17 protein-coding genes and 2 pseudogenes are annotated in these 19,749 nt (G+C 38.5%); 10 read left to right on the forward strand and 9 right to left on the reverse strand.

Annotation, left to right across the window (positions count from 1 at the left end; all coding sequences use genetic code 11):
• Positions 1-235 precede the first annotated feature (235 nt).
• Entirely contained in the window at positions 236-436 is a 201-nt protein-coding gene (locus D3222_RS14980) for a hypothetical protein (RefSeq protein WP_157975341.1), read from the reverse strand.
• A 428-nt stretch (positions 437-864) separates the two neighbouring features.
• Between D3222_RS14980 and D3222_RS14985 the strand changes: the two genes are divergently transcribed.
• The 4 genes from D3222_RS14985 (at position 865) to D3222_RS26065 (ending at position 6,746) form a co-directional block, all read left to right on the forward strand.
• Positions 865-3,747: an aldehyde dehydrogenase family protein gene (locus D3222_RS14985; protein WP_118986870.1), complete on the forward strand. Its 2,883-nt coding sequence runs from the start codon at positions 865-867 to the stop codon at positions 3,745-3,747.
• Positions 3,748-4,029: 282 nt separating this feature from the next.
• Entirely contained in the window at positions 4,030-4,941 is a 912-nt protein-coding gene (rdgC, locus tag D3222_RS14990; protein WP_118986871.1) for a recombination-associated protein RdgC, read from the forward strand.
• A 125-nt stretch (positions 4,942-5,066) separates the two neighbouring features.
• Positions 5,067-6,119, forward strand: a complete 1,053-nt coding sequence (locus tag D3222_RS14995; protein ID WP_118986872.1) for a Fic family protein — start codon at positions 5,067-5,069, stop codon at positions 6,117-6,119.
• Positions 6,120-6,380: 261 nt separating this feature from the next.
• Complete coding sequence (locus D3222_RS26065) at positions 6,381-6,746, forward strand: DUF29 domain-containing protein (RefSeq protein WP_232832538.1); 366 nt, start codon at positions 6,381-6,383, stop codon at positions 6,744-6,746.
• Positions 6,747-6,895: 149 nt separating this feature from the next.
• Here D3222_RS26065 and D3222_RS15005 read toward each other — a convergent pair whose 3' ends face one another.
• The 5 genes and pseudogenes from D3222_RS15005 to D3222_RS15025 form a co-directional block, all read right to left on the reverse strand.
• Positions 6,896-8,650 carry a GH39 family glycosyl hydrolase gene (locus D3222_RS15005; protein WP_118986873.1) on the reverse strand — a complete coding sequence of 585 codons (1,755 nt, stop codon included), beginning with the start codon at positions 8,648-8,650 and terminating at the stop codon, positions 6,896-6,898.
• Between the two features lie 696 nt (positions 8,651-9,346).
• On the reverse strand, positions 9,347-11,095 hold the full coding sequence (locus D3222_RS15010) for a GH39 family glycosyl hydrolase (RefSeq protein WP_118986874.1): 1,749 nt from the start codon (positions 11,093-11,095) through the stop codon (positions 9,347-9,349).
• 786 nt (positions 11,096-11,881) lie between these two features.
• Positions 11,882-12,202, reverse strand: a complete 321-nt coding sequence (locus tag D3222_RS15015) for a helix-turn-helix domain-containing protein (RefSeq protein WP_118986875.1) — start codon at positions 12,200-12,202, stop codon at positions 11,882-11,884.
• A complete protein-coding gene (locus D3222_RS15020) occupies positions 12,192-12,584 on the reverse strand; it encodes a type II toxin-antitoxin system RelE/ParE family toxin (RefSeq protein WP_118986876.1) in 393 nt (130 codons plus the stop codon). The genes D3222_RS15015 and D3222_RS15020 overlap by 11 nt, the downstream gene beginning before the upstream one ends.
• Positions 12,585-12,656: 72 nt before the next feature.
• Positions 12,657-12,836: pseudogene (locus D3222_RS15025) on the reverse strand (zinc ribbon domain-containing protein); the annotation flags it as partial.
• Here D3222_RS15025 and D3222_RS15030 point away from each other — a divergent pair.
• Positions 12,813-13,149 (forward strand): annotated as a pseudogene (locus tag D3222_RS15030) (3-oxoadipyl-CoA thiolase); the annotation flags it as partial. The pseudogenes D3222_RS15025 and D3222_RS15030 sit on opposite strands and share 24 nt — an antisense overlap.
• A 64-nt stretch (positions 13,150-13,213) precedes the next feature.
• Here D3222_RS15030 and D3222_RS15035 read toward each other — a convergent pair.
• Positions 13,214-14,059 (reverse strand): LysR family transcriptional regulator, encoded by an 846-nt coding sequence (locus tag D3222_RS15035; protein ID WP_232832539.1) that lies wholly within the window; start codon positions 14,057-14,059, stop codon positions 13,214-13,216.
• A gap of 178 nt (positions 14,060-14,237) precedes the next feature.
• On the opposite strand from D3222_RS15035, the gene D3222_RS15040 reads away from it, so the two are divergent.
• From D3222_RS15040 to D3222_RS15050, 3 genes are all read left to right on the forward strand, one after another.
• Complete coding sequence (locus D3222_RS15040) at positions 14,238-15,419, forward strand: MFS transporter (RefSeq protein WP_232832540.1); 1,182 nt, start codon at positions 14,238-14,240, stop codon at positions 15,417-15,419.
• Between the two features lie 108 nt (positions 15,420-15,527).
• Entirely contained in the window at positions 15,528-15,848 is a 321-nt protein-coding gene (locus D3222_RS15045; protein WP_118986877.1) for a type II toxin-antitoxin system RelE/ParE family toxin, read from the forward strand.
• A complete protein-coding gene (locus D3222_RS15050; protein WP_118986878.1) occupies positions 15,838-16,125 on the forward strand; it encodes a helix-turn-helix domain-containing protein in 288 nt (95 codons plus the stop codon). Before D3222_RS15045 ends, D3222_RS15050 begins: the two co-directional genes overlap by 11 nt.
• A gap of 173 nt (positions 16,126-16,298) precedes the next feature.
• Here D3222_RS15050 and exbD read toward each other — a convergent pair whose 3' ends face one another.
• Entirely contained in the window at positions 16,299-16,724 is a 426-nt protein-coding gene (exbD, locus tag D3222_RS15055; RefSeq protein ID WP_118986879.1) for a TonB system transport protein ExbD, read from the reverse strand.
• Between the two features lie 3 nt (positions 16,725-16,727).
• Positions 16,728-17,699, reverse strand: coding sequence for a tonB-system energizer ExbB (gene exbB, locus D3222_RS15060; RefSeq protein ID WP_118986923.1), 972 nt, complete (start codon positions 17,697-17,699; stop codon positions 16,728-16,730).
• A 356-nt stretch (positions 17,700-18,055) separates the two neighbouring features.
• On the opposite strand from exbB, the gene metC reads away from it, so the two are divergent.
• Positions 18,056-19,249 (forward strand): cystathionine beta-lyase, encoded by a 1,194-nt coding sequence (gene metC, locus D3222_RS15065; protein ID WP_118986880.1) that lies wholly within the window; start codon positions 18,056-18,058, stop codon positions 19,247-19,249.
• 145 nt (positions 19,250-19,394) lie between these two features.
• Positions 19,395-19,745, forward strand: a complete 351-nt coding sequence (locus tag D3222_RS15070; RefSeq protein WP_118986881.1) for a type II toxin-antitoxin system PrlF family antitoxin — start codon at positions 19,395-19,397, stop codon at positions 19,743-19,745.
• The last annotated feature ends 4 nt before the right edge of the window (positions 19,746-19,749 follow it).

Raw genomic sequence — 19,749 nt, forward strand, 5'->3', positions numbered from 1 at the left:
ATTAAAAACTATAAAAGAATAATGTTATTAACTTTACATAAAATTAATCTCTAAAATTAATTAACATTATTTCTTATATAATACAGACATATATTAAACATATTATGAAAAGTAAAAAAACTTATTTATTTTTTATAATAAAACAAAAATAAGAAATTAATAAATTAATTTACAAACAAAATATAAAAATTAACCATCATACTGATTTAAAAGAAAAATAATTATATTTTTATTTTTAAAATAATAATTTTCCAATAACTTGGACACCATTAGAATGACTATAACCGACTTTTCTAATCAGCATGACACATTCACCCACCGCCCCCACTATCTCACTCAATTCAGCAATAAAAGAGAAAATAAAAAAATTTATGTTCCCCTCTTGACCAGAAACAATAATTACATTAATTTTATTTAATATTAGAAAGAACATCATTAAACTTCATCACTTCAGCACTGTAGTGGAACTGAATGAATTTAACATAAATTTATAACAATAATTGATTATATACCTAATAGATTTCGAGTTGCAGCGCGGCGGCAAGTGAACGAATCCCCAGGAGCATGGATAACGATGTGACTGGGGTGAGTGAAAGTAGCCAACAAAGCAGCAGCTTGAAAGATGAAGGGTATAGTAATAGTTAATTAGCTAGAACTAGCATTAACTATTCATTAATTTTAAAGAGATTTTAAGGTTAATCGCTGACATCAAAACAAAAAACATAAAATATTCTAACATCTTAAAGCATTTTTTCTCATCAGGATTATCGAGGATTTCCTGACAAGTTAATAACACCTCTACCGTCTTTATTCATCACCATTAACCCTAAAATAATCAAAACATTATGATGGAGGTAACTGCAAATGAAATGGTATGTCAAAGAAGCCCTCGAAATCAATCAGGCTATACCATACGAGGAATCAATCAATATCGAAGCGGGTTTTGGACCAACAGGGCTTCCACACATAGGAACTCTTTGTGAAATCCTCCGTGCCAATCTCATCAAAACTGAATTGGAGAAAGCAGGCAGAACAGTTAATTTTTATCTCATTTCAGATGATTTGGACCCTTTCAGAAAAGTGCCATTGAATATTCCAAATGCTGAACAATTAACGCCTTATCTAGGTCAACCGATAAGCAGGGTGCCGGACCCTTTCGGAAATTTCCCGTCATTCTCTGAAATGGCGGAATATCAACTCATGGAACTTGCCAGAGAATATGAAATAGAGTGTCAGCTAGTCAGAAACTCTTTAGCCTATCAAAATGGCGATTACAATGACGAAATCAAACTATTCCTGCAAAATTTCTCAGTGCTAAACCAAATATGCAAGGAATCGACTGGATCTTTAAGACAAAGAACCTACAGCATGATCATGCCCATTTCCGAAAGAACTGGCGCCGTACTGGAACATATTATCGTCACAGACGTGAACCCTGCTTCAGGAGAAATAACCTATTACATACCGGGTGATGAAGTCATTAATAAACCCGGTTATGAATATGGAGTAGAAATTCAGGAACTCTATAAAAATGAAATATTAGATCAAGAGCAAACTATTTCGGTACTAAACGGTAAATCTAAACTCCAGTGGAAAGCTGACTGGGGTATGCGTCTCCTTGCCAGAAACATTCATTTTGAAATGCATGGTGAAGATTTGCTAGTTTCTGCCGCTGTTGCTCGCCAGATCGCGGGAGCACTAAACAGGCCAATTCCACGTTTTTACAAATATGGGCTTTTCCTTGATGATTCAGGTAAAAAAATATCGAAGTCGAAAGGAAATAGTTTCTCTTTAGATGATATTCGCCATCTGCTGACACAAGACGCAATTCGTACTTACCTCTCAAAAGAGCCACAGAGATCGTCTAAATTTTATGTAGCGCTGGCCCCACAGCTAAATGATCAAGTTAATATTTCGCAAAAAGAGGGAAAAAGACTGTCTTTTTCGAAGATAGCAAGAATATTACACGCTTCAAAACCGGCAAGTAAACTTGCGGCTGAAAATTTTCTAAATCACTATAAAAAACCGGGAGAATCCATTTCAGGTCAAGAATTAGAAATAAGTTATAATTATTATATCAGGACATGTAAAAATGAAAATCAAGGGTTACAAAATATTAAAGAGGAAAAGTATTTCTCAGCCATTGCCAACTCAATAAGTTCAGGAAAAACATTCACTAAAGATCAACTTTTCCAGCATATAATCAGTACATATGAAGACCATTTTTCAGATGATGAATCATCCCAAATATGGCCTCTGCTCTATCGAGGGTTATTTGGTGATACCAAAGGCCCGCGAATTAAAACATGGTTAGATTTAAATTGCATGCAGCATATTTTAACCCATTTTAACAACCCATATAAAAACGCATACCAAAAAAATGAGGAAAATATCGTTAATAACGAAATTAACAAATCTCAAAAAGAGAGATTAATAAACCATAGCATCGAGGAGAACAAAATACATATGACTAAGTTATACAGTAAGATTAATTTCACCGAAATCAGGAGAAAATGTGACGAACTTTCCTCAGCTTTACAGAAGAATAGTGAGGTGTTAGTTGAAGCACTCTCTGGCTATCAGTGTAAAAACGTCACTGAAGATGAAATTCTCCGTTCAATAGATGTCTTGAATAATATTGATAACAACAGAGAATATTTCAGAAAGAAAATTTATGGTGTAACATCATTCCTGCCACTTAACCAACCCATTTACGCTTCTGTATGTTTTGGTTTTATCCCTTCACTTATGGCAGAAAACGTGTGCATACGCCCCCCGACAGCAATGCATACACATTACAAAAAATTTGAGGAGGTTATTAATTTATCCGCATTTTCTCCGACATTATCTATTTCTTATGAAGATAAAGAGCTATTTTTAAGTCAACGAGTAAAAATAACTGATGCAGTGATCTTTACGGGAACGCCAGAGAATGCGCTCAAAGTACGTAAGCATTTCAGAAAAAACACCTTATTTATTCTTAATGGCGCTGGTCATAATCCACTTATTATCTCAAAAGATGCAGACATTAATCTGGCTGTTGAAAGTGCAAAACGAGTTGTGCTTTACAATCAAGGGCAAGATTGTGCTGGTCCAAACGCCATATTAGTACACAATGATATATACGATCTATTCAAGCAACGATTAATCTCTGATTTGAAGAATATTGAAGATAGAGTTGGACCTTATAGTGACTATAAGAATATCGTCGGTCCCAATAGCGATATTGATCACAGTATAAAAATTGCCTCAGTATTTAAAGCCAATAGACCCTATTGCACCTATGGAGGAGAAGTTAATCCCATTAATGGCATGATAAAACCGACGATTTTCGAGAAAGAATTATCGTTAGGTGGCAATTATAAAGAATTTTTTGCCCCGGTTTTCTTCTTACAAAGATATTATCAGGATCAAGATTTAATCCATTATTTTTCTGATCCTTTGTATTCTACTAATGCTATGTATATATCTCTGTTTGGTACCAGTGACTATATCTATCATCAACTTAGCGAACGCCTTCACCTGCCAGATAGTATTCTGAGTAATACTGACTTACATCTGGAAGAACACGGTTATCTTCCCTATGGTGGTCAAGGGTCCGCCGCTTCATGCCTTTGGTATGAAGGTAATAGGATTAGCGGCAGTACGTTGCCACAACGTGATATATACCATTATTTAATTGAACCCTTTGATACCCTTCCCACGCCAAAGAGTGAAAAGCGCCACTGTGTTCAAGCAGGAATTTGAACTACTCCGGTGAATCCTCACTTCATCGGATGACCCTGACAGCGCCGTACTTCTAAAAGTAAGCACGGCGTGTCTCAGCGCTTGATGGAGATATAATGCCAATTAGCCGCAACTGTTTTAGCCCAGTTCGATGAGCTATAAATACCTATACCTTTAAGAGAAAAGCCGCCAATCCGAATAATTGACACAAGAGACTAGGGCTTATCTCTATGATTCGCTATCATGCTGACTTATGTTTGCAATGCTCACCGATTCATTGAGCAAAAAATATGGGGTATTTTTATGTTGTGGTTCAAAAATTTAATGATTTACCGTTTAAACCGGGAAATTTCACTTTCCGCGGATGAACTGGAAAAACAATTAAGCCCGTTAGCATTCACCCCATGTGGCAGTCAAGATATGGCGAAAACAGGTTGGGTGCCGCCAATGGGTTCACACAGTGATGCCTTTACCCATGTCGCGAATAATCAAATTCTGATTTGCGCCCGTAAAGAAGAAAAGATGTTGCCTTCACCGGTTATCAAACAAGCACTACAAGCAAAAATTGAAAAACTGGAAGGAGAACAACATCGCAAGCTTAAAAAAACAGAGAAAGATTCTCTGAAAGATGAAATATTGCATACCTTGCTACCACGGGCATTTAGCCGATTCAGCCAAACTTATATTTGGATCGATATCGCTAATAACCTGATTGTTGTTGACGCTGCCAGTGCTAAACGAGCCGAAGATAATTTGGCATTATTGAGAAAAAGTCTGGGTTCTTTACCTGTTGTTCCCCTGACATTTAAAGACCCAATAGAATTAACCCTGACAGAATGGGTACGTTCCGGTGACTTACCAACAGGTTTTGCTTTAATGGATGAAGCTGAACTAAAAGCCATGCTGGAAGAGGGCGGCGTGATCCGTTGTAAAAAACAAGATTTGGTTTCTGACGAAATCGCCACCCATATAGAGGCTGGCAAATGTGTCACTAAACTGGCGCTTGATTGGGAAGAGCGTATTCAGTTTATGTTGTCAGATGATGGCGCTTTCAAACGCATAAAATTCAGTGATACTTTGCGTGAACAAAATGATGACATTGATCGAGAAGATTTTGCCCAACGGTTTGATGCTGACTTTATTCTGATGACCGGTGAATTAAGTGCATTGATTAAAAGCACCATTGAAGCACTCGGCGGTGAAGCAGAAAAATAATCACACAATTCATACAATAATCGCCAGTCTATTGCTCGTTCCCCCTTACTGGCGATAATATCAACCTATTTCCAGCGCCAATAATAACGTTAAAGCTATCCACGGTAAGCCAATTAAGGTATGCAATGAATTCAGCTAAAAAAGGCCATCAACCTCCTTTCTCAATTACAGCTAAAATGATCCAATTAGTTGCTGAAATTAGCGAGAATATCGGGCGGTTAAGTACAGAACAGGAACAAATAAAAACCCTGCGATTAAGACGTATCAATCGAATACGAACGATTCACGGCTCACTGGCAATTGAAGGTAACTTACTTAATGAAAGCCAAATCACCGCCATTATTGAAGGAAAGCGAGTCATTGCGCCAATCAGTGAAATACAAGAAGCGCGTAACGCTATCTTAGCTTATGAAAAGCTTAACCATTGGCATTTCACATCAGAACAAAACTTACTAGAAGCCCACTATATCCTGATGAAAGGATTGCTAGATGATGCTGGCAGTTATCGACACGGTGGAGTCGGTGTGATGGATGGAAAAAAGGTCATTCATATGGCACCACAGGCAAATCGGGTTCCAAAGCTGATGGGTGACCTTTTTCACTGGTTAGGCTCTACTGATATTCATCCACTTATTACCAGTTGCGTTTTCCATTATGAATTTGAATTCATTCATCCGTTTGCGGATGGAAACGGCAGAATGGGCAGGTTGTGGCAGACACTAATTTTAAATCACTGGAACCCATTATTTGAATTTATCCCCGTTGAAAGCCTGGTTTATGAACATCAAGCTCATTACTATCAGGCAATTAATCTCAGTAGACAACTCATTGATTGTGCGCCATTTATTGAGTTTATGCTGCACATGATCCGTGATGCAATTCTGACATCTACCCATCAGGCTACCCATCAGGCTACCCATCAGGCTACCCATCAGGCTACCCATCAGGCTACCCAACAAGTTAAACAACTAATTATGGTATTGAAAGGGGAAATGAACCGTGGGCAACTGCAATCAGCCCTTGGATTAAAAGATCGTAATTCATTCCGTCAGCGCTATTTGCAACCCGCTCTAGAAGCGGGATTAATTGAAATGAGCCATCCAGAAAAACCTAGCAGCCCATTACAACGCTATCGTTTGACAGAAAAAGGGGTGAATTTAAAAACTCACCACAAATAGCGAAAAGTAACCAATCCCTACCCTATCGGAGACTTCGATGAAAACCTGCACAAATAAAATAGGACTATAATATTTACTTAAATATCAATATATTAAAAAAATAATTCAACCACATCAGCGAAACACTTACTCCTTTCACTATTTCGGCCAAATTCATTAAGTAGACATCAAAACCATAAATATAGTGCTTTAATGTCCACTTAAAATAACTATAATCAAGTGAACATCAAAACCACAAATAAATAGAGTTATTGTCTAGTTATGGATAGATCTACTGCACTTAAACGTTTTATTGACTGGGACAAAAAAGGGCGATATGTCTTCACCTTTGCCGATCTCAGAAAAATCTTTCTTGAAGATAGCCCCAAAACACTCCAAGCGGGCTTAAATCGTCTAGTTAAAGAATCGATGCTTTCACGACCTGTACGCGGAGTTTATCTGTTTAACTTTGCTCATAGTCACGATAGTTACACCATTGAACATATTGCCAAAGCTCTACGACGTGGTGAGTACAATTACGCATGGTCCGATGCAATTGCTGCTGATGAAACCGGGTTGGATGTTTTTCCTGAATCCTGTATCTGGAATATGGAGCAGATTTTATCCCAAGATTTCTATCCAGAATAATCTTACAAATTTATTGAATACACGAATTATTAATGCTAGGTAAAGCCGATGTTAATAATGTACCTTACTTTTAGCCATATTTATTATATATACCCGTCATCTTTCAAGTTGCCTCTTTGTTGGCTGCTTGAAAGATGAAGGGTATAGAATTAATGATGAATTAGCTCTAATGAATACAGTGTTACCGTTGAAGGTTTCGCGCCTTTATCTACCAACGTTAATTTATTATTAGCTATAGACACATTAATCTGGCTGGTCACCTCTGGTGGTGTCATTTTTTCCAGCGGTCCGCCTTCTTGAATACGATACGCTTTAATTTTAAATTTCTTGCAACCTATATGATCAATCACCACTGTAACGCCCTGGTCGCTATCAGTATAATCACGAGTTTTAGGTCTTAAAAGAGAATCTTCAGGAAGTTGCTGTACCGGATCCTTTTGCACTACCGCATTATTAGATTGAATGGTTGTCGGATCAACACCACCAAACCATTTATCCTGACTACAGGTATCCGTCAATTGATCTAATGTTCGGCTCGTATCCAAATAGTATTGCCGATATAAATCCGCAGGAACTGGCGCTACATTACCATCGGAGAAACTCTTATCCACTTTATAATTTGCCGCGAGGATATTAATTTTATTACCCGATTTATTTTCGGCAGCCAAAACCGTTAAGCCGGTTGCAAAATCTTTCTGACCACTTAATATATAAGGTGTTTTTAATATTTTAGCAAAAAGACCAAAAGATTGAGCTGAATAGGTACAGAAATTTCTAACGCTTGGGTTTTTAGGATTAGGCTGATCATTAAACAAACCAAAAGATAAACCATCACCCCGATAATAATGAGCCAGGTCAACTTTGGTATATTGCATATAAATCAACGAGGAAGCGATATAGGCTGCGTTTTTAGGACTCTGCACTTTTGTAAATGTATTTCTCGACCCAAAAGGACTAGAGTTCCACTCAGTACAAATACTCTCTGTTTTAGTAAAGTCATAAGTATGCAAACTTTTCTGAATCGTATTACCCATATCAATAATGTTTTGCGGGTCTCCAGTATCAACGTATCCATGCCAAGAAAAGAAATCTAACGGTACATTATTATCCCGACAATATCGGAAAAATCCATCAATATAATGTCCTCCTGCATGATTACTAAACGAAATACCTGCACCACCAACTTTAGCATCAGGATCAATCGTTTTAATTAATCTCACTACTTTTTCATATAATTGATAATACTTTTGTGGATCATCAGTATTCCAGAAAAACAGTAAATCAGGCTCGTTCCAAATTTCCCAATAGCTTATTTTTCTCGGCAATCCAATGCTGGCATAGTTTACACCATAACGATTCACCAAGGTTTTAACTAATATTGCATAAATATCAAAATCCTCTGGTATTTCATAACCGCCATCAAGTGAACGCCCAATACGAAACATAAGTTGTCGCTGAATATTATCTGGATTAAGATCTGCTTGATTATTCAGAACATCACGCAGATAAGCATCCGTCATTTCATAATTGGTATCTTTTAATGCAAGACTCACATCATGATTTCTCATTCCGATAGCCGCATTGGGAAAAATAGTTCTGACATTTGCAATATCAGCAACAAGCTTTTTAGCTGCGGGTTTATTTTCCTCTGGCACATTGACAATCATTTGATTTTGATTATTTTTCCTATCCACCTGGAAATAATTATCCATATCCCCAATACCAAAGCCGTCATGAAGCCGGACATGTGTAATTCCCATCTGATTAAATTCATTATCTAAATCAGGGAAACCCGGCGCCAGAGATTTAGGAAGACCATTGACACCATTAACCGCTTTAAGACGTGAGTTATACCCTGCTGATAAATCTCGATGATTTTTATTAAATGAAAAAACTTTAGTCATAATACCCTCTATATTAATTAAGAAATTGTATCCCTATAAACCAAAAATAATATCAAAGAATAAATACATTTCTCTGACAACTCAATAACAATAAATGAATGGAAGACTTATATAATAGTTAAATATCACTTTTAACTACGCCTTAAAATTCCAAGCTATTACTTTGAATTTATTAAATTAACCAAACAATTACATTAATACCCTTCATCTTTCAAGCTGCTGCTTTGTTGGCTGCTTTCACTCACCCCAGTCACATCGTTATCTATGCTCCTGGGGATTCGTTCACTTGCCGCCTCGCTGCAACTCGAAATCTATTAGGTAAATACAATTATTTTCGATAATAAAATTCACTCTGCAACTTATTTAACAACATCAGCATCAAAAGAGAAAAACAATATAAAAATCAATCATAAACTGATATTAATAACAATAGTTAAATAGAAAGCAATAAAATCATATAGAGAGAAAACCATATTAAACAATATCGCAAAAAACCATCAATATATATTATAGACACATTTTAAATCATATAAAAATAATAAAAAAATCCGAAAATTATAAACAAATACATATTAATCAATAAATTATTATTAAATAGGCTCTTTTTAGAGCCTATCAAATTAAAATGATTTTATTTTTCATTGATTAATTGATCGGAGGGGATAATTTACTATAATATTTCCATCACATATAAAATCAATTATTATCTAGCTCTAATGAATATAATGTTACCGTTGCAGGCTTTGCTCCCTTATCCACCAACGTTAATTTATTATTAACTATAGATACATCAATCTGGTTAGTCACCTCTGGTGGTATCATTTGTACCAGAGATCCACCGTCTTGAATACGGAATGCTTTAATCTTAAATTTTTTATAACCTATATGGTTAATGACTACGGTAACACCCTGGTCGCTATCAGTATAATCACGACTTTTAGCTCTCAACATATTATTATCCGGAAATAGCTTAACAGGCTCATGTTGCACTACCGCATTATCAACGTGAATGGCTGTCGGATCAACGCCACCAAACCATTTATTCTTACTCCAGGTATCTGTTAATTGATTCAGTGATCGGCTAGCATCCAAATAGTATTGTTGATATAAATAATCAGGAGCTGCATCACCATCGGCAAGACTCTTATCAACTTTATAATTTGCGGCAAGGATATTAATTCTATTGCCCTCGGCATTCTCGGTTGCCAAAACAGTTAAACCTGTGGAAAAATCCCTATTACCGCTTAAAATATAAGGTGTTTCGAACATTCTGGCAAACAGGTAAAAGGATTGAGCTGAATAGGTACAGAAATTTTTGACACTCGGATTTTTAGGACTGGGCTGGTTGTTAAATAAACCAAAAGATAAACCATCCCCTCGATAATAATAAGCTCTGTCGGCTTTTATATATTGCATATAAATCAACGTAGAAGCGATATATGCCGCATTTTTAATACCCTGCACTTTTGTATATGTATTTTTTGTCCCAATAGGACACGAAGTCCATTCAGTACAAAAACTTTCTGTATCGGTAAAACCATAAGTATGCAAACTTTTTTGAACTTTATTCCCCACATCAATAATGTTTTGCGGATCTCCAGTTTCAACGTATCCATGCCAAGAAAAGAAATCTAATGGTACATGATTATCTCTACAATACCGTAAAAACCCATCAAGGTAATCTTCTTGTGCTCTATCAGCAAACGCAATACCCGCACCACCAACTTTAACCGAAGGATCAACCGCTTTAATTATCCTTGCAATTTTGGCATATAATTCATAATATTTTTTAGGATCATTATTATTCCAGAAAAAAAACAAATCAGGTTCATTCCAAACCTGCCAATAGGTTATTTTTCTTGGCAAACCGATTCTGGCATAGTGTAAAGCGTAGCGATTCACCAATACGCTGACTAATATTGCATAAATATCAAAATCCTGTGGTATTTCATAACCACCATCACCGGAACGCCCAATACGAAACATGATTTTTCGCTGAATATTATCAGGATTCAGATCGGCTTTATTATTCATGATATCGCGCAGATAAGTATCAGTCATTTTATAATTAGCCTCTTTTAATGCAAGGCTAATATCATTATTTCTCATCCCGGCAGCCGCATTGGGAAAAATGCTTCTGATATTTGAAATATCAGTGAGCAGTTTTTTAGCCGCAGGTTTATTTTCCTCTGGAACATTAACAATAATTTGATTTCGATCACTGACTCGATCCACCTGGAAATAATTATCCATATCGCCAATACCAAAACCATCATGCAGCCGGATATGGGTAATTCCCATCTGATTAAATTGATCATCTAAATCAGGGAAACCAGGTAACAAAGATTTAGGGACACCATTAACACCATTAACCTCTTTAAGCAATGAGTGATGCCCTGCTGATAAATCTCGATGATTTTTATTAAATGAAAAGATTTTAGTCATAATAAACCTCTATATTCATTAAGAAATAATATTGCCATAATTAAAAAATAACATATAAGAATAAATATATTCCTATGGAAACTCAACAACAATAAATGAATCGAACACTTAGATAATAGTTAAATATCACTTTTAACTACTCATTAAAGTTATCAGTTATTAATTTAGATTTGGTTTATTAACCAACTAATTACATTGATATAATTACCAACAACAATAAGAACAACACTGTAATCTACTTGATAATATCAGAATTAAAATAATCACAAAAATAAAGTTCCTAGTAAGAAATTGATAATAATAATTATAAAATAGCACAAAGTAAAACCATATAGTCAGTAAACTTTACCAATGAATATATAATTGCAAGTCATTAATATATGCTATAAATATACTTAAAGTTTTAGTCATTTAATAAAACCCCTTGCAATTTTAAATTATTTATTACCAAGCAATATTAAAAAATAAAAACAAATAACTACATTCATAAGAATCGCACTGCTAATTTTATTATCTATAGAAAAAATTATCAGATAATAATAAAAAATACCAAACAGTTARTATATGTGAAATATATTCTTGCATTTTATGCAAAGCACTTATACGTTAAATATAGATTTACAAAGTTAAAAAAAGAATGAAATATAAAGCTCACACATAATGAGGTAACAATAGTGATGACCAAGAAAAATGCTTTATTGACTGGTGCAACAGGTTTTATCGGTGCATATGGGCAGGGAGCGTGAAACAAACAGCCTTGGAATACCAAGGCCGTTTAGAGTGCAGTTAAATAACCAGTGCCTTCTGGTCAATTAAATTAAGTATACGCAATGCAGCGCCATTAGGTTTTATTTCACCTCGCTCCCATTTCGATACGCTTTCTTTTGTCATGTTTAATATCAAAGCAAGCGAAGATTGGGAAATGTTGTGTTGAGCGCGGATCCGCTTAATATCATCCCCTGTCATAGAGAGTATATTTCCGTATTTTTCTTTTAGCTCTCTGTCTTTAATTCTGGCTTCAATACGGCGAACTGACTCACCATCTGTTAAACCCGCAGCCTCAATTTCCTTAGCGAAATCAAGCAGTTCATTCATTTTACTGGTCATCTTTAACCTCCACCAATAGTGATAGCTCAATCATTTTATTAATTTGGGTATCATTAAAATCTAACAAATCCTTAGCAAGGTCTTTATAGGAAGCCAATACATCATCTTCAATTTCCTTTGCGCCTTTGGAGCTTAAATCAGATTTAGCCCAACCATCTGCAAAGAATAGATGCTTTCCTACTTTGAAGAAAATGATTGTTCTCGCACCACCGCTTTTGCCTTTTCCTAAAAGAGGTATTCTCTTTTTAATTACCCCACCACCCAAATTGGCTTCATAACTGCCCGCCATAACCTCATGCGCCGCTTTTATCAGTTCTGAGCCACTCAGATGAATTTTTTTATCGTTCTTCTTATTGAATATTTTAGTTTTATAAACGGCCACAAAACACCCATACATCAGTAAGTATTACTATAGTAAATTTTACCACAAATTGAAGCTTAGTAAATAGATTATTCATCGACATCCTCCCCCACCTTCACAGGCAAATACGGCATGCCCTGCCGCTAAAATATTACGAGCACCGTTTACATCGGCATTCGTGGTATATCCACATACCTGACTCTCGAACTGACTTTGTGACAGGCGATTTTCTTTTGCTGTATGACCACAGTAACCGCATCGCTGACGGGTATAGGGCCAGTTCCAGCTGTTAAAAAAGCCTTAGCAATATCTGGAACAAGAATTGAAGACATGGATGTTATCGAAATCAATGAAGCTTTTGCTGCACAGACTCTGGCTGTAATGAAAGAGCTTAATATTCAATGGGATGCATCATGTCAACTGTAACGGCGGTGCTATCTCTCTGGGACATCCATTAGGTGCATCTGGGGGACGGATTTTAGCGAATGCCGTCTATCAATTACACCGCCAACAAGGAAAACTGGCCTTATGTACTATGTGCATTGGCGTTGGACAAGGAATCGCGATGATCCTTGAGAAAGTTTGATCACTTTTCTATTAACGCTAAATCGCCTTGGCAAGCCACTCCTGCAATAGTGATATGAATACCGTTAATTTTGCTGGCGGGTGCGCAAGTGCCCGTAATAAATACCATCCTTACGTTCATCAGGATCATTGAACAATGCAATAAGCTCCCCAGAACGAATATCCGATGAAACAACCCAGTTAGGAAGAAGCCCTACTCCAAATCCATTGACGGCGGCCATTCTCAATGTATCAAAATCGTCACTGCGAAAAATCCTATTCTCATTGCTGAGATTGATAGCATCCTGATAGTGTGACCAGCAAATGCCAGCAGGATCATGATGTTTATCAAGCAAATAATGGTTAGATAACTCAGAAAGTGTTGTCGGAGCCCCGTACTTCTGGATATAACCTGGACTGGCGCAAACAACCCAAGTCTGTGTGGCGATCCGTTTTGAATAAAGCGAACTATCTTTTAATTCACCAATCCGAATAACCGCATCGAGACGATCCCTAACGGGATCAGTCAATCTCTCTGTTTGATCAAGTTCAACCTGAATTTTGGGATATTGGGTGAATAGTTCTTCCAGCATGGGAATTATATGGTGACGCCCAAACGTTGGCAGACAGGCGACACGCAGTACCCCTTGCGGTTCTCCATCCAAAGCCGCTAACTCAGCCTGGATATCGACAAGATTATCGATAATATCTTGCGCTCTTGAAAACAAAATCTCGCCTGCGTCAGTCATTGATAAACCACGGGTAGAACGCAAGAAAAGTTTTACCTCCAACATCTGCTCAAGGCTGTCTATCTGACGTGTAATAGATGAAGCTGCCATGCCCTGTAGACGAGCAGCAGCTGAAAAACTCTGTGAACGGGCAACATTAACGAATGTTGCCAGAATATCGGTACGTAACAAATCTTTCATCATAGATTTTACCTATATATGATTAAACGTATCTGATATTACAAGCAAGGTATGGAATTTGATAGCGCTATCAATTTTGCATTCTATGCAAAGCAATTTCGCTTGCCATCTTTATTCCCGCAATCCTGAGATAGTGGCAGAATTCTTTTACGGTAATACAGATCAAATGCTGGAGGTTTTCGTGTCAAACACAGCAATCAAACTCGATCCTACTTCTTCTATTTCTCTCATATTGTTATCTGCCGCTTGCGGTTTTGCTGTGGCTAATCTTTATTATAACCAGCCATTATTACCGGCAATAGGCATAAGCTTTGGCATTGATGGCGCAACATCCGGTTGGATCGCCACGTTAACGCAAATTGGTTACGCTGCGGGGCTTTTCTTTTTTGGCCCTCTTGGGGATACATTAAGTCGTCGTAAGCTTATTTTCTGCCTACTAATCGGCAATATAGCCAGCCTTATCTTATGTGCCACCGCACCGAATTTTATATGGTTTTTGACCAGTAGCCTGATATTAGGGCTAACCTCTATTTCAGCACAAATTATCATTCCGGCAGTATCTGGGTGGGCAGCGCCAGAAAAACGTGGCCGGGTTGTAGGAAATCTGATGAGTGGCCTTTTCGCGGGAGCACTGCTTGCCAGAACCTTGAGTGGTGCAGTCGGAGAGCATTTCGGCTGGCGTGAAATGTTTTTACTGGCAGCTTTAATAGACCTGTTCCTGTTTTTTCTGGTCTGGTTTGTATTGCCACAAATAGAAACACCACCCACGATAACTTACAGCCAACTTCTTATTTCACTCGGTAAATTAGTAAAGCAACAATCCCTTTTGCGTGAAGCGGCATTATCCGGTTTTTTACTGTTCGCCGCTTTTAATACGTTGTGGGGTTCTCTGGCCTTATTGCTTTCTCAACCACCTTACGGATGGGGAAGCGATATTACAGGTCTCTTTGGTTTGACGGGAATTGTGGGAATGCTAGCTTCACCAATAATAGGTTCATTGACAGATCACTTTGGTGGGAGAGCTATTGTTGCCACAGGTGCTTTATTAGTGACATTAGCCTTGTGTCTAATTAGCGGCACGAGCCACAGTATTCTATTTTTATTCGCCGGTATTATTCTGTTGGATCTTGGTAGCCGAGCGTGTTTAGTGGCAAATCAAACACGGTTATATACATTATTACCTGATGCCCGCAGCCGACTAAATACCGTATTTATGACCTGTTATTTCGCCGGCGGCGCAATAGGTTCCTCTTTAGGCGCTGTCGCCGCCTGGTATTTTTCTTGGTATGGCGTCGCTTTCAGCGGCGGAGGATGCGCATTATTAGCCGTTCTGAGGGTTCTGTTTAGCTCAAACAGCAGATAGAAGTTACGTCAGTGAAAATCATACATCCAATCATAACCCATAAGTTATACATAACTCTTGAGTTATGCCTCAAGATGCGATATAACCTCCTCCGTTAAAGGAGGCTGAATGTTTGAGTTGATATTTCACCCTGATGCTTTAAATGAAATTCGGGCGCTCGATAAACCAATGAAAGCAAAAGTATTAACGGCACTTGATAAACTAGAAGCAAAAGGCAATGCATTACGTTATCCCAATACTGATATTATTCGTGAGGGATTATTTGAATTGCGAGCTGGCAAGAAAGATATTACGCGAACTTTTTTTGCCTTCGCCAAGGGAAAGAAAATTTATATCTTACGTACATTTATAAAGAAAACACTAAAAACACCACCCACCGAAATAGCCATAACCTTAAAAAGGCTTGAGGAGTTGAATGATGAGCATTAAAGGTGTCCCATATTCCGACGTTAAAGCTGAACTGCTTGCTGATCCAGAAGTTCACACCCTTTATATGGCTGAGAAAAAAGAAGAAGAGTTGAAGGAGCTTCTTCTTAATATGCGTAATCAGGCAGGATTAAACAGCACCCAAGTTGCCGAACGGATGGGGATCACTCAACCCGCTGTAAGCAAACTGGAAAGAAATGCTGGGAAGGCCAGTATCTTAACACTTGAGCGCTATGCTGCTGCTTGTGGAGTCAGTTTAAGTATTAGCTTTCAAGTCTAATTGAAAGGGCAGGTAAAGTTGCTACCCTTAGTTACTGAACCAAGTTATTAGCAATCCGAGCCCAATGATGAGGTTTATCTGTTCCCACCGAAAATTTCATTTACCACTTTTTTCCACCAATGCTTCCTAATCTCAACCGCGCTTTCCAGCGCGGTTATTTCGTGGAAGAATCTCTAACCCGATGAAACCGCTTCCATCCCTACCAAGCCCACTTTCAGATAGCCCGATTTACGCAAAGAATCCATCACACTCATCAGTGTTTCATAATCCACGGTTTTATCAGCTTGAAAGAAAATGGTTGTCTCTTTATTGGATTGGGTGGTCTGATCCAATACCGCCGCCAAAGTATCATAATCGACCTGTTGATCTCCGACATAAAGCTGGCGATCAGCTTTAACCGTCAAGAATACCGGTTTTTCTGGACGCGGCTGCGGTTTTGCCGACGAAGCAGGTAGATCCACTTTAATATCAACGGTTGCCAGTGGTGCTGCTACCATGAAGATAATCAACAACACCAACATCACGTCAATAAATGGTGTGACGTTGATTTCGTGCAATTCGCCGCTATCGCCCAGATCTTCATTAAGACGTATTGCCATAAATCACCTTGTCTTGCTATTTGCTAAATCCAAATCACGGCCAAGCAGTAATAATGACTGTGCCGCCATGTCACCAACCTGACCACGGTAAGCCGAGATCATACGGGCGAAGATGTTATAAATTACAACGGCAGGGATCGCTGCGACCAAACCAAGTGCTGTCGCTAACAAGGCTTCCGCAATACCCGGCGCTACAACCGCAAGGTTAGTTGTCTGTGAGTGGGCAATACCAATAAAACTATTCATGATGCCCCACACCGTACCAAATAGCCCAACGAAAGGAGAAATCGCACCAATGGTTGCCAGATAGCCATTACCACGCCCCATATGGCGGCTGATAGCCGCAACGGAACGTTCCAGACGGAACGCGGCACGTTCTTTCGTGCTATTCAAGTCAGTGCTCTCAGAAGATAATTGACGTTCTGCCTGTACTTCACTCAGCAACAAGCGGCTGATACTGTGTTTGCTGAAACCTTCGGCAATTTCCGCAGCCTGATCAAGGCTATTCACGTTCGTTAAAGCAAATTGCTCTTTACGTAAACGACGGCCAGCAGCCAGCAGTTCAGTACCTTTTGAGAAGAATAGAGCCCAAGTAATAACAGAAGCAATCACCAGGCCGATCATAACAGTCTTAACCACAATATCAGCGTTCTGATACATGCCCCAAATAGACAGATCGGTAGCAAAGCCACTGGAAAGGCTAGCTTCATCAGCAGTAACTTTAGCTGCAACCTCATCCGTTGCAACCGGCGTAACTTGGGTGGATTCTGTCGCGGATGCCGTTTGCGGCGCAATCTGATTTGCAGATAGTGCAGTTGCATCCGTCGTTGCCGAGGTGGTAGCCGGGGTAGATCCTACAATCTGTACAGCTTTTGCCGTGGTATTGTTATCTGTTGCAGATGCTGGTGCTGTATCAGCCAATGCTGAACCTGTCAGCCCGAACGCTAATATTATTGAAGCAGTCAAATTTCGCATCAGTTGGCCTTTACTCCCTTTGCTATAAACCTTGTTATTTAGCAGTGAATTACTTTTCGTCATCTCACTAACCTTATTTGTACTGAGTCTTCACTCATCTTCACCAGACTGAATGAACATGCAGGCTGATAATATCAAACATTAAGTGATTTGATAGTAATTATCATTATTGTTTAATAAAAAAGTATTACCCCTTCACAAAATAAAGTTAGAGAGCCCCTACTCACAGGTAATGAGATGAATTTTCGTCAAGTTGTCTTAATCCCTTTGTACAAAAAGGGCTAAATCTTTTAACGTGTTAACTCTATTTTTTTACACCATTTCAAAAATTGAAGTGTTAAAGGCGGCAATGGATCATGGCAGAAAAAAAACTGGAAACTTTACTGGTCAATGCAGGTAGAAGCCAAAAATTTACTCAAGGCGCAGTCAATCCCATCATTCAGCGAACTTCATCGGTAATTTTCGATTCTGTCGCCGCCAAAAGACATGCGACGCAAAACCGGGGCAAGTGCGAACTGTTTTATGGCCGTCGTGGTACACAGACTCATTTTTCTTTCCAAGCAGCAATGGCTGAACTGGAAAGTGGCGCAGGCTGTATGCTTTACCCTTCTGGGGCTGCCGCGATTAGTCATGCCATTCTCGCTTTTGCCACCGCCGGTGATCATATTCTATTAACCGGTTCAGCTTATGACCCGACGCAAAGCTTCTGCGATAAAATATTGTCACGGATGAATATTACCACCGATTATTTCGATCCTATGATTGGCGAAGAGATTGCTGATCTGATTAAGCCCAATACCAAAGTGGTGTTTCTTGAATCCCCTGGCTCTATTACGATGGAAGTACAGGATATTCCCGCGATTGTCCGTGCGGTACGACGCGCCAATCCAGATATTGTCATCATGATCGATAATACTTGGGCGGCAGGTGTGTTGTTTAAAGCGCTAGAATTCGACATCGATATTTCGATTCAATCGGGCACCAAATATATTATTGGTCACTCAGACGCAATGTTAGGTATTGCTGTCGCTAATGAACGTTGTTGGGCGCAACTGCGAGAGAACTCCTATTTGATGGGACAGATAGCAGATGCCGATACGATTTATATGGCCAGTCGAGGATTACGTACTTTAGCCATTCGTCTGAAACAACATGAAAAAAGCAGTATTGAAATAGCACGCTGGCTGCAACAACGAACCGAAGTGGCCGCTGTCTATCATCCCACTCTGCCTTCCTGCCCCGGTCACCATAACTTTATCCGTGATTTCAGTGGCAGTAGCGGCCTATTCTCTTTTCAATTGAAAAAGAAGTTAACTCCCCAACAATTTACGGATTATCTGGATAATTTTCACCATTTTAAAATGGCATTTTCATGGGGCGGTTTTGAATCCCTCATTCTGGGTTATCAACCAGAAGAGATAAAAATAATACGCCAGTACGGTTCTCCACCAAGAACAGGCACCCTGTTTCGCCTGCATGTCGGTCTGGAGAATGTTCAAGATTTGATTGATGATCTCGCTGAGGGGTTTAAGCGAATTTCTATTTATTAATCTTATTGTTATTCAATGCAATAAACTGAAAAACTTAACGTTTAGAAGTCATAATGAAGTGATAATATAGATATATTGCCAGTACAATGCATTTGCATTACACTTCGTTAAACAGATTCTCAAATCAGCATAACGAGGTAAAAATATGCACGCATTACCACGTGTTGAGTTCGAAGTTGGTGCCGAATCCAAGCTTACCCGTCGCAACCAGACAACTATCCCAACGTCTGTTCGTAAAGCGCTTAAGCTAAAACCAGGCCATGACAGTATCACATATAAGATTTTATCTTCTGGTGATGTACTTATTAGTCGTAAAAACAGCGAAGAAGAAAAAGATCTTGTCATGGAGTCATTTCTGAACTTTCTGGCGAAAGACATTAAGAAACATCCTGAGCAAGTACAACAATTGGATGAACAACTCATTAACCGGGCGATGTCACTTACCGCTGGAATAGACATAGATCTGAACAATCCATTATCCGATGACGATGAGTAAAGAA

The organism is Photorhabdus sp. CRCIA-P01 (assembly GCF_003545805.1).
Taxonomy (GTDB): Bacteria; Pseudomonadota; Gammaproteobacteria; order Enterobacterales; family Enterobacteriaceae; genus Photorhabdus; species Photorhabdus antumapuensis.

What these genes read in the sequence shown, in the direction of transcription:
- D3222_RS14980 (WP_157975341.1), bottom strand. Translation starts at nt 436, where the DNA reads ATGATGTTCTTTCTAATATTAAATAAAATTAATGTAATTATTGTTTCT.
- D3222_RS14985 (WP_118986870.1), top strand. Translation starts at nt 865, where the DNA reads ATGAAATGGTATGTCAAAGAAGCCCTCGAAATCAATCAGGCTATACCA.
- rdgC (WP_118986871.1), top strand. Translation starts at nt 4,030, where the DNA reads ATGTTGTGGTTCAAAAATTTAATGATTTACCGTTTAAACCGGGAAATT.
- D3222_RS14995 (WP_118986872.1), top strand. Translation starts at nt 5,067, where the DNA reads ATGAATTCAGCTAAAAAAGGCCATCAACCTCCTTTCTCAATTACAGCT.
- D3222_RS26065 (WP_232832538.1), top strand. Translation starts at nt 6,381, where the DNA reads ATGGATAGATCTACTGCACTTAAACGTTTTATTGACTGGGACAAAAAA.
- D3222_RS15005 (WP_118986873.1), bottom strand. Translation starts at nt 8,650, where the DNA reads ATGACTAAAGTTTTTTCATTTAATAAAAATCATCGAGATTTATCAGCA.
- D3222_RS15010 (WP_118986874.1), bottom strand. Translation starts at nt 11,095, where the DNA reads ATGACTAAAATCTTTTCATTTAATAAAAATCATCGAGATTTATCAGCA.
- D3222_RS15015 (WP_118986875.1), bottom strand. Translation starts at nt 12,202, where the DNA reads ATGACCAGTAAAATGAATGAACTGCTTGATTTCGCTAAGGAAATTGAG.
- D3222_RS15035 (WP_232832539.1), bottom strand. Translation starts at nt 14,059, where the DNA reads ATGATGAAAGATTTGTTACGTACCGATATTCTGGCAACATTCGTTAAT.
- D3222_RS15045 (WP_118986877.1), top strand. Translation starts at nt 15,528, where the DNA reads ATGTTTGAGTTGATATTTCACCCTGATGCTTTAAATGAAATTCGGGCG.
- D3222_RS15050 (WP_118986878.1), top strand. Translation starts at nt 15,838, where the DNA reads ATGAGCATTAAAGGTGTCCCATATTCCGACGTTAAAGCTGAACTGCTT.
- exbD (WP_118986879.1), bottom strand. Translation starts at nt 16,724, where the DNA reads ATGGCAATACGTCTTAATGAAGATCTGGGCGATAGCGGCGAATTGCAC.
- exbB (WP_118986923.1), bottom strand. Translation starts at nt 17,699, where the DNA reads ATGCGAAATTTGACTGCTTCAATAATATTAGCGTTCGGGCTGACAGGT.
- metC (WP_118986880.1), top strand. Translation starts at nt 18,056, where the DNA reads ATGGCAGAAAAAAAACTGGAAACTTTACTGGTCAATGCAGGTAGAAGC.
- D3222_RS15070 (WP_118986881.1), top strand. Translation starts at nt 19,395, where the DNA reads ATGCACGCATTACCACGTGTTGAGTTCGAAGTTGGTGCCGAATCCAAG.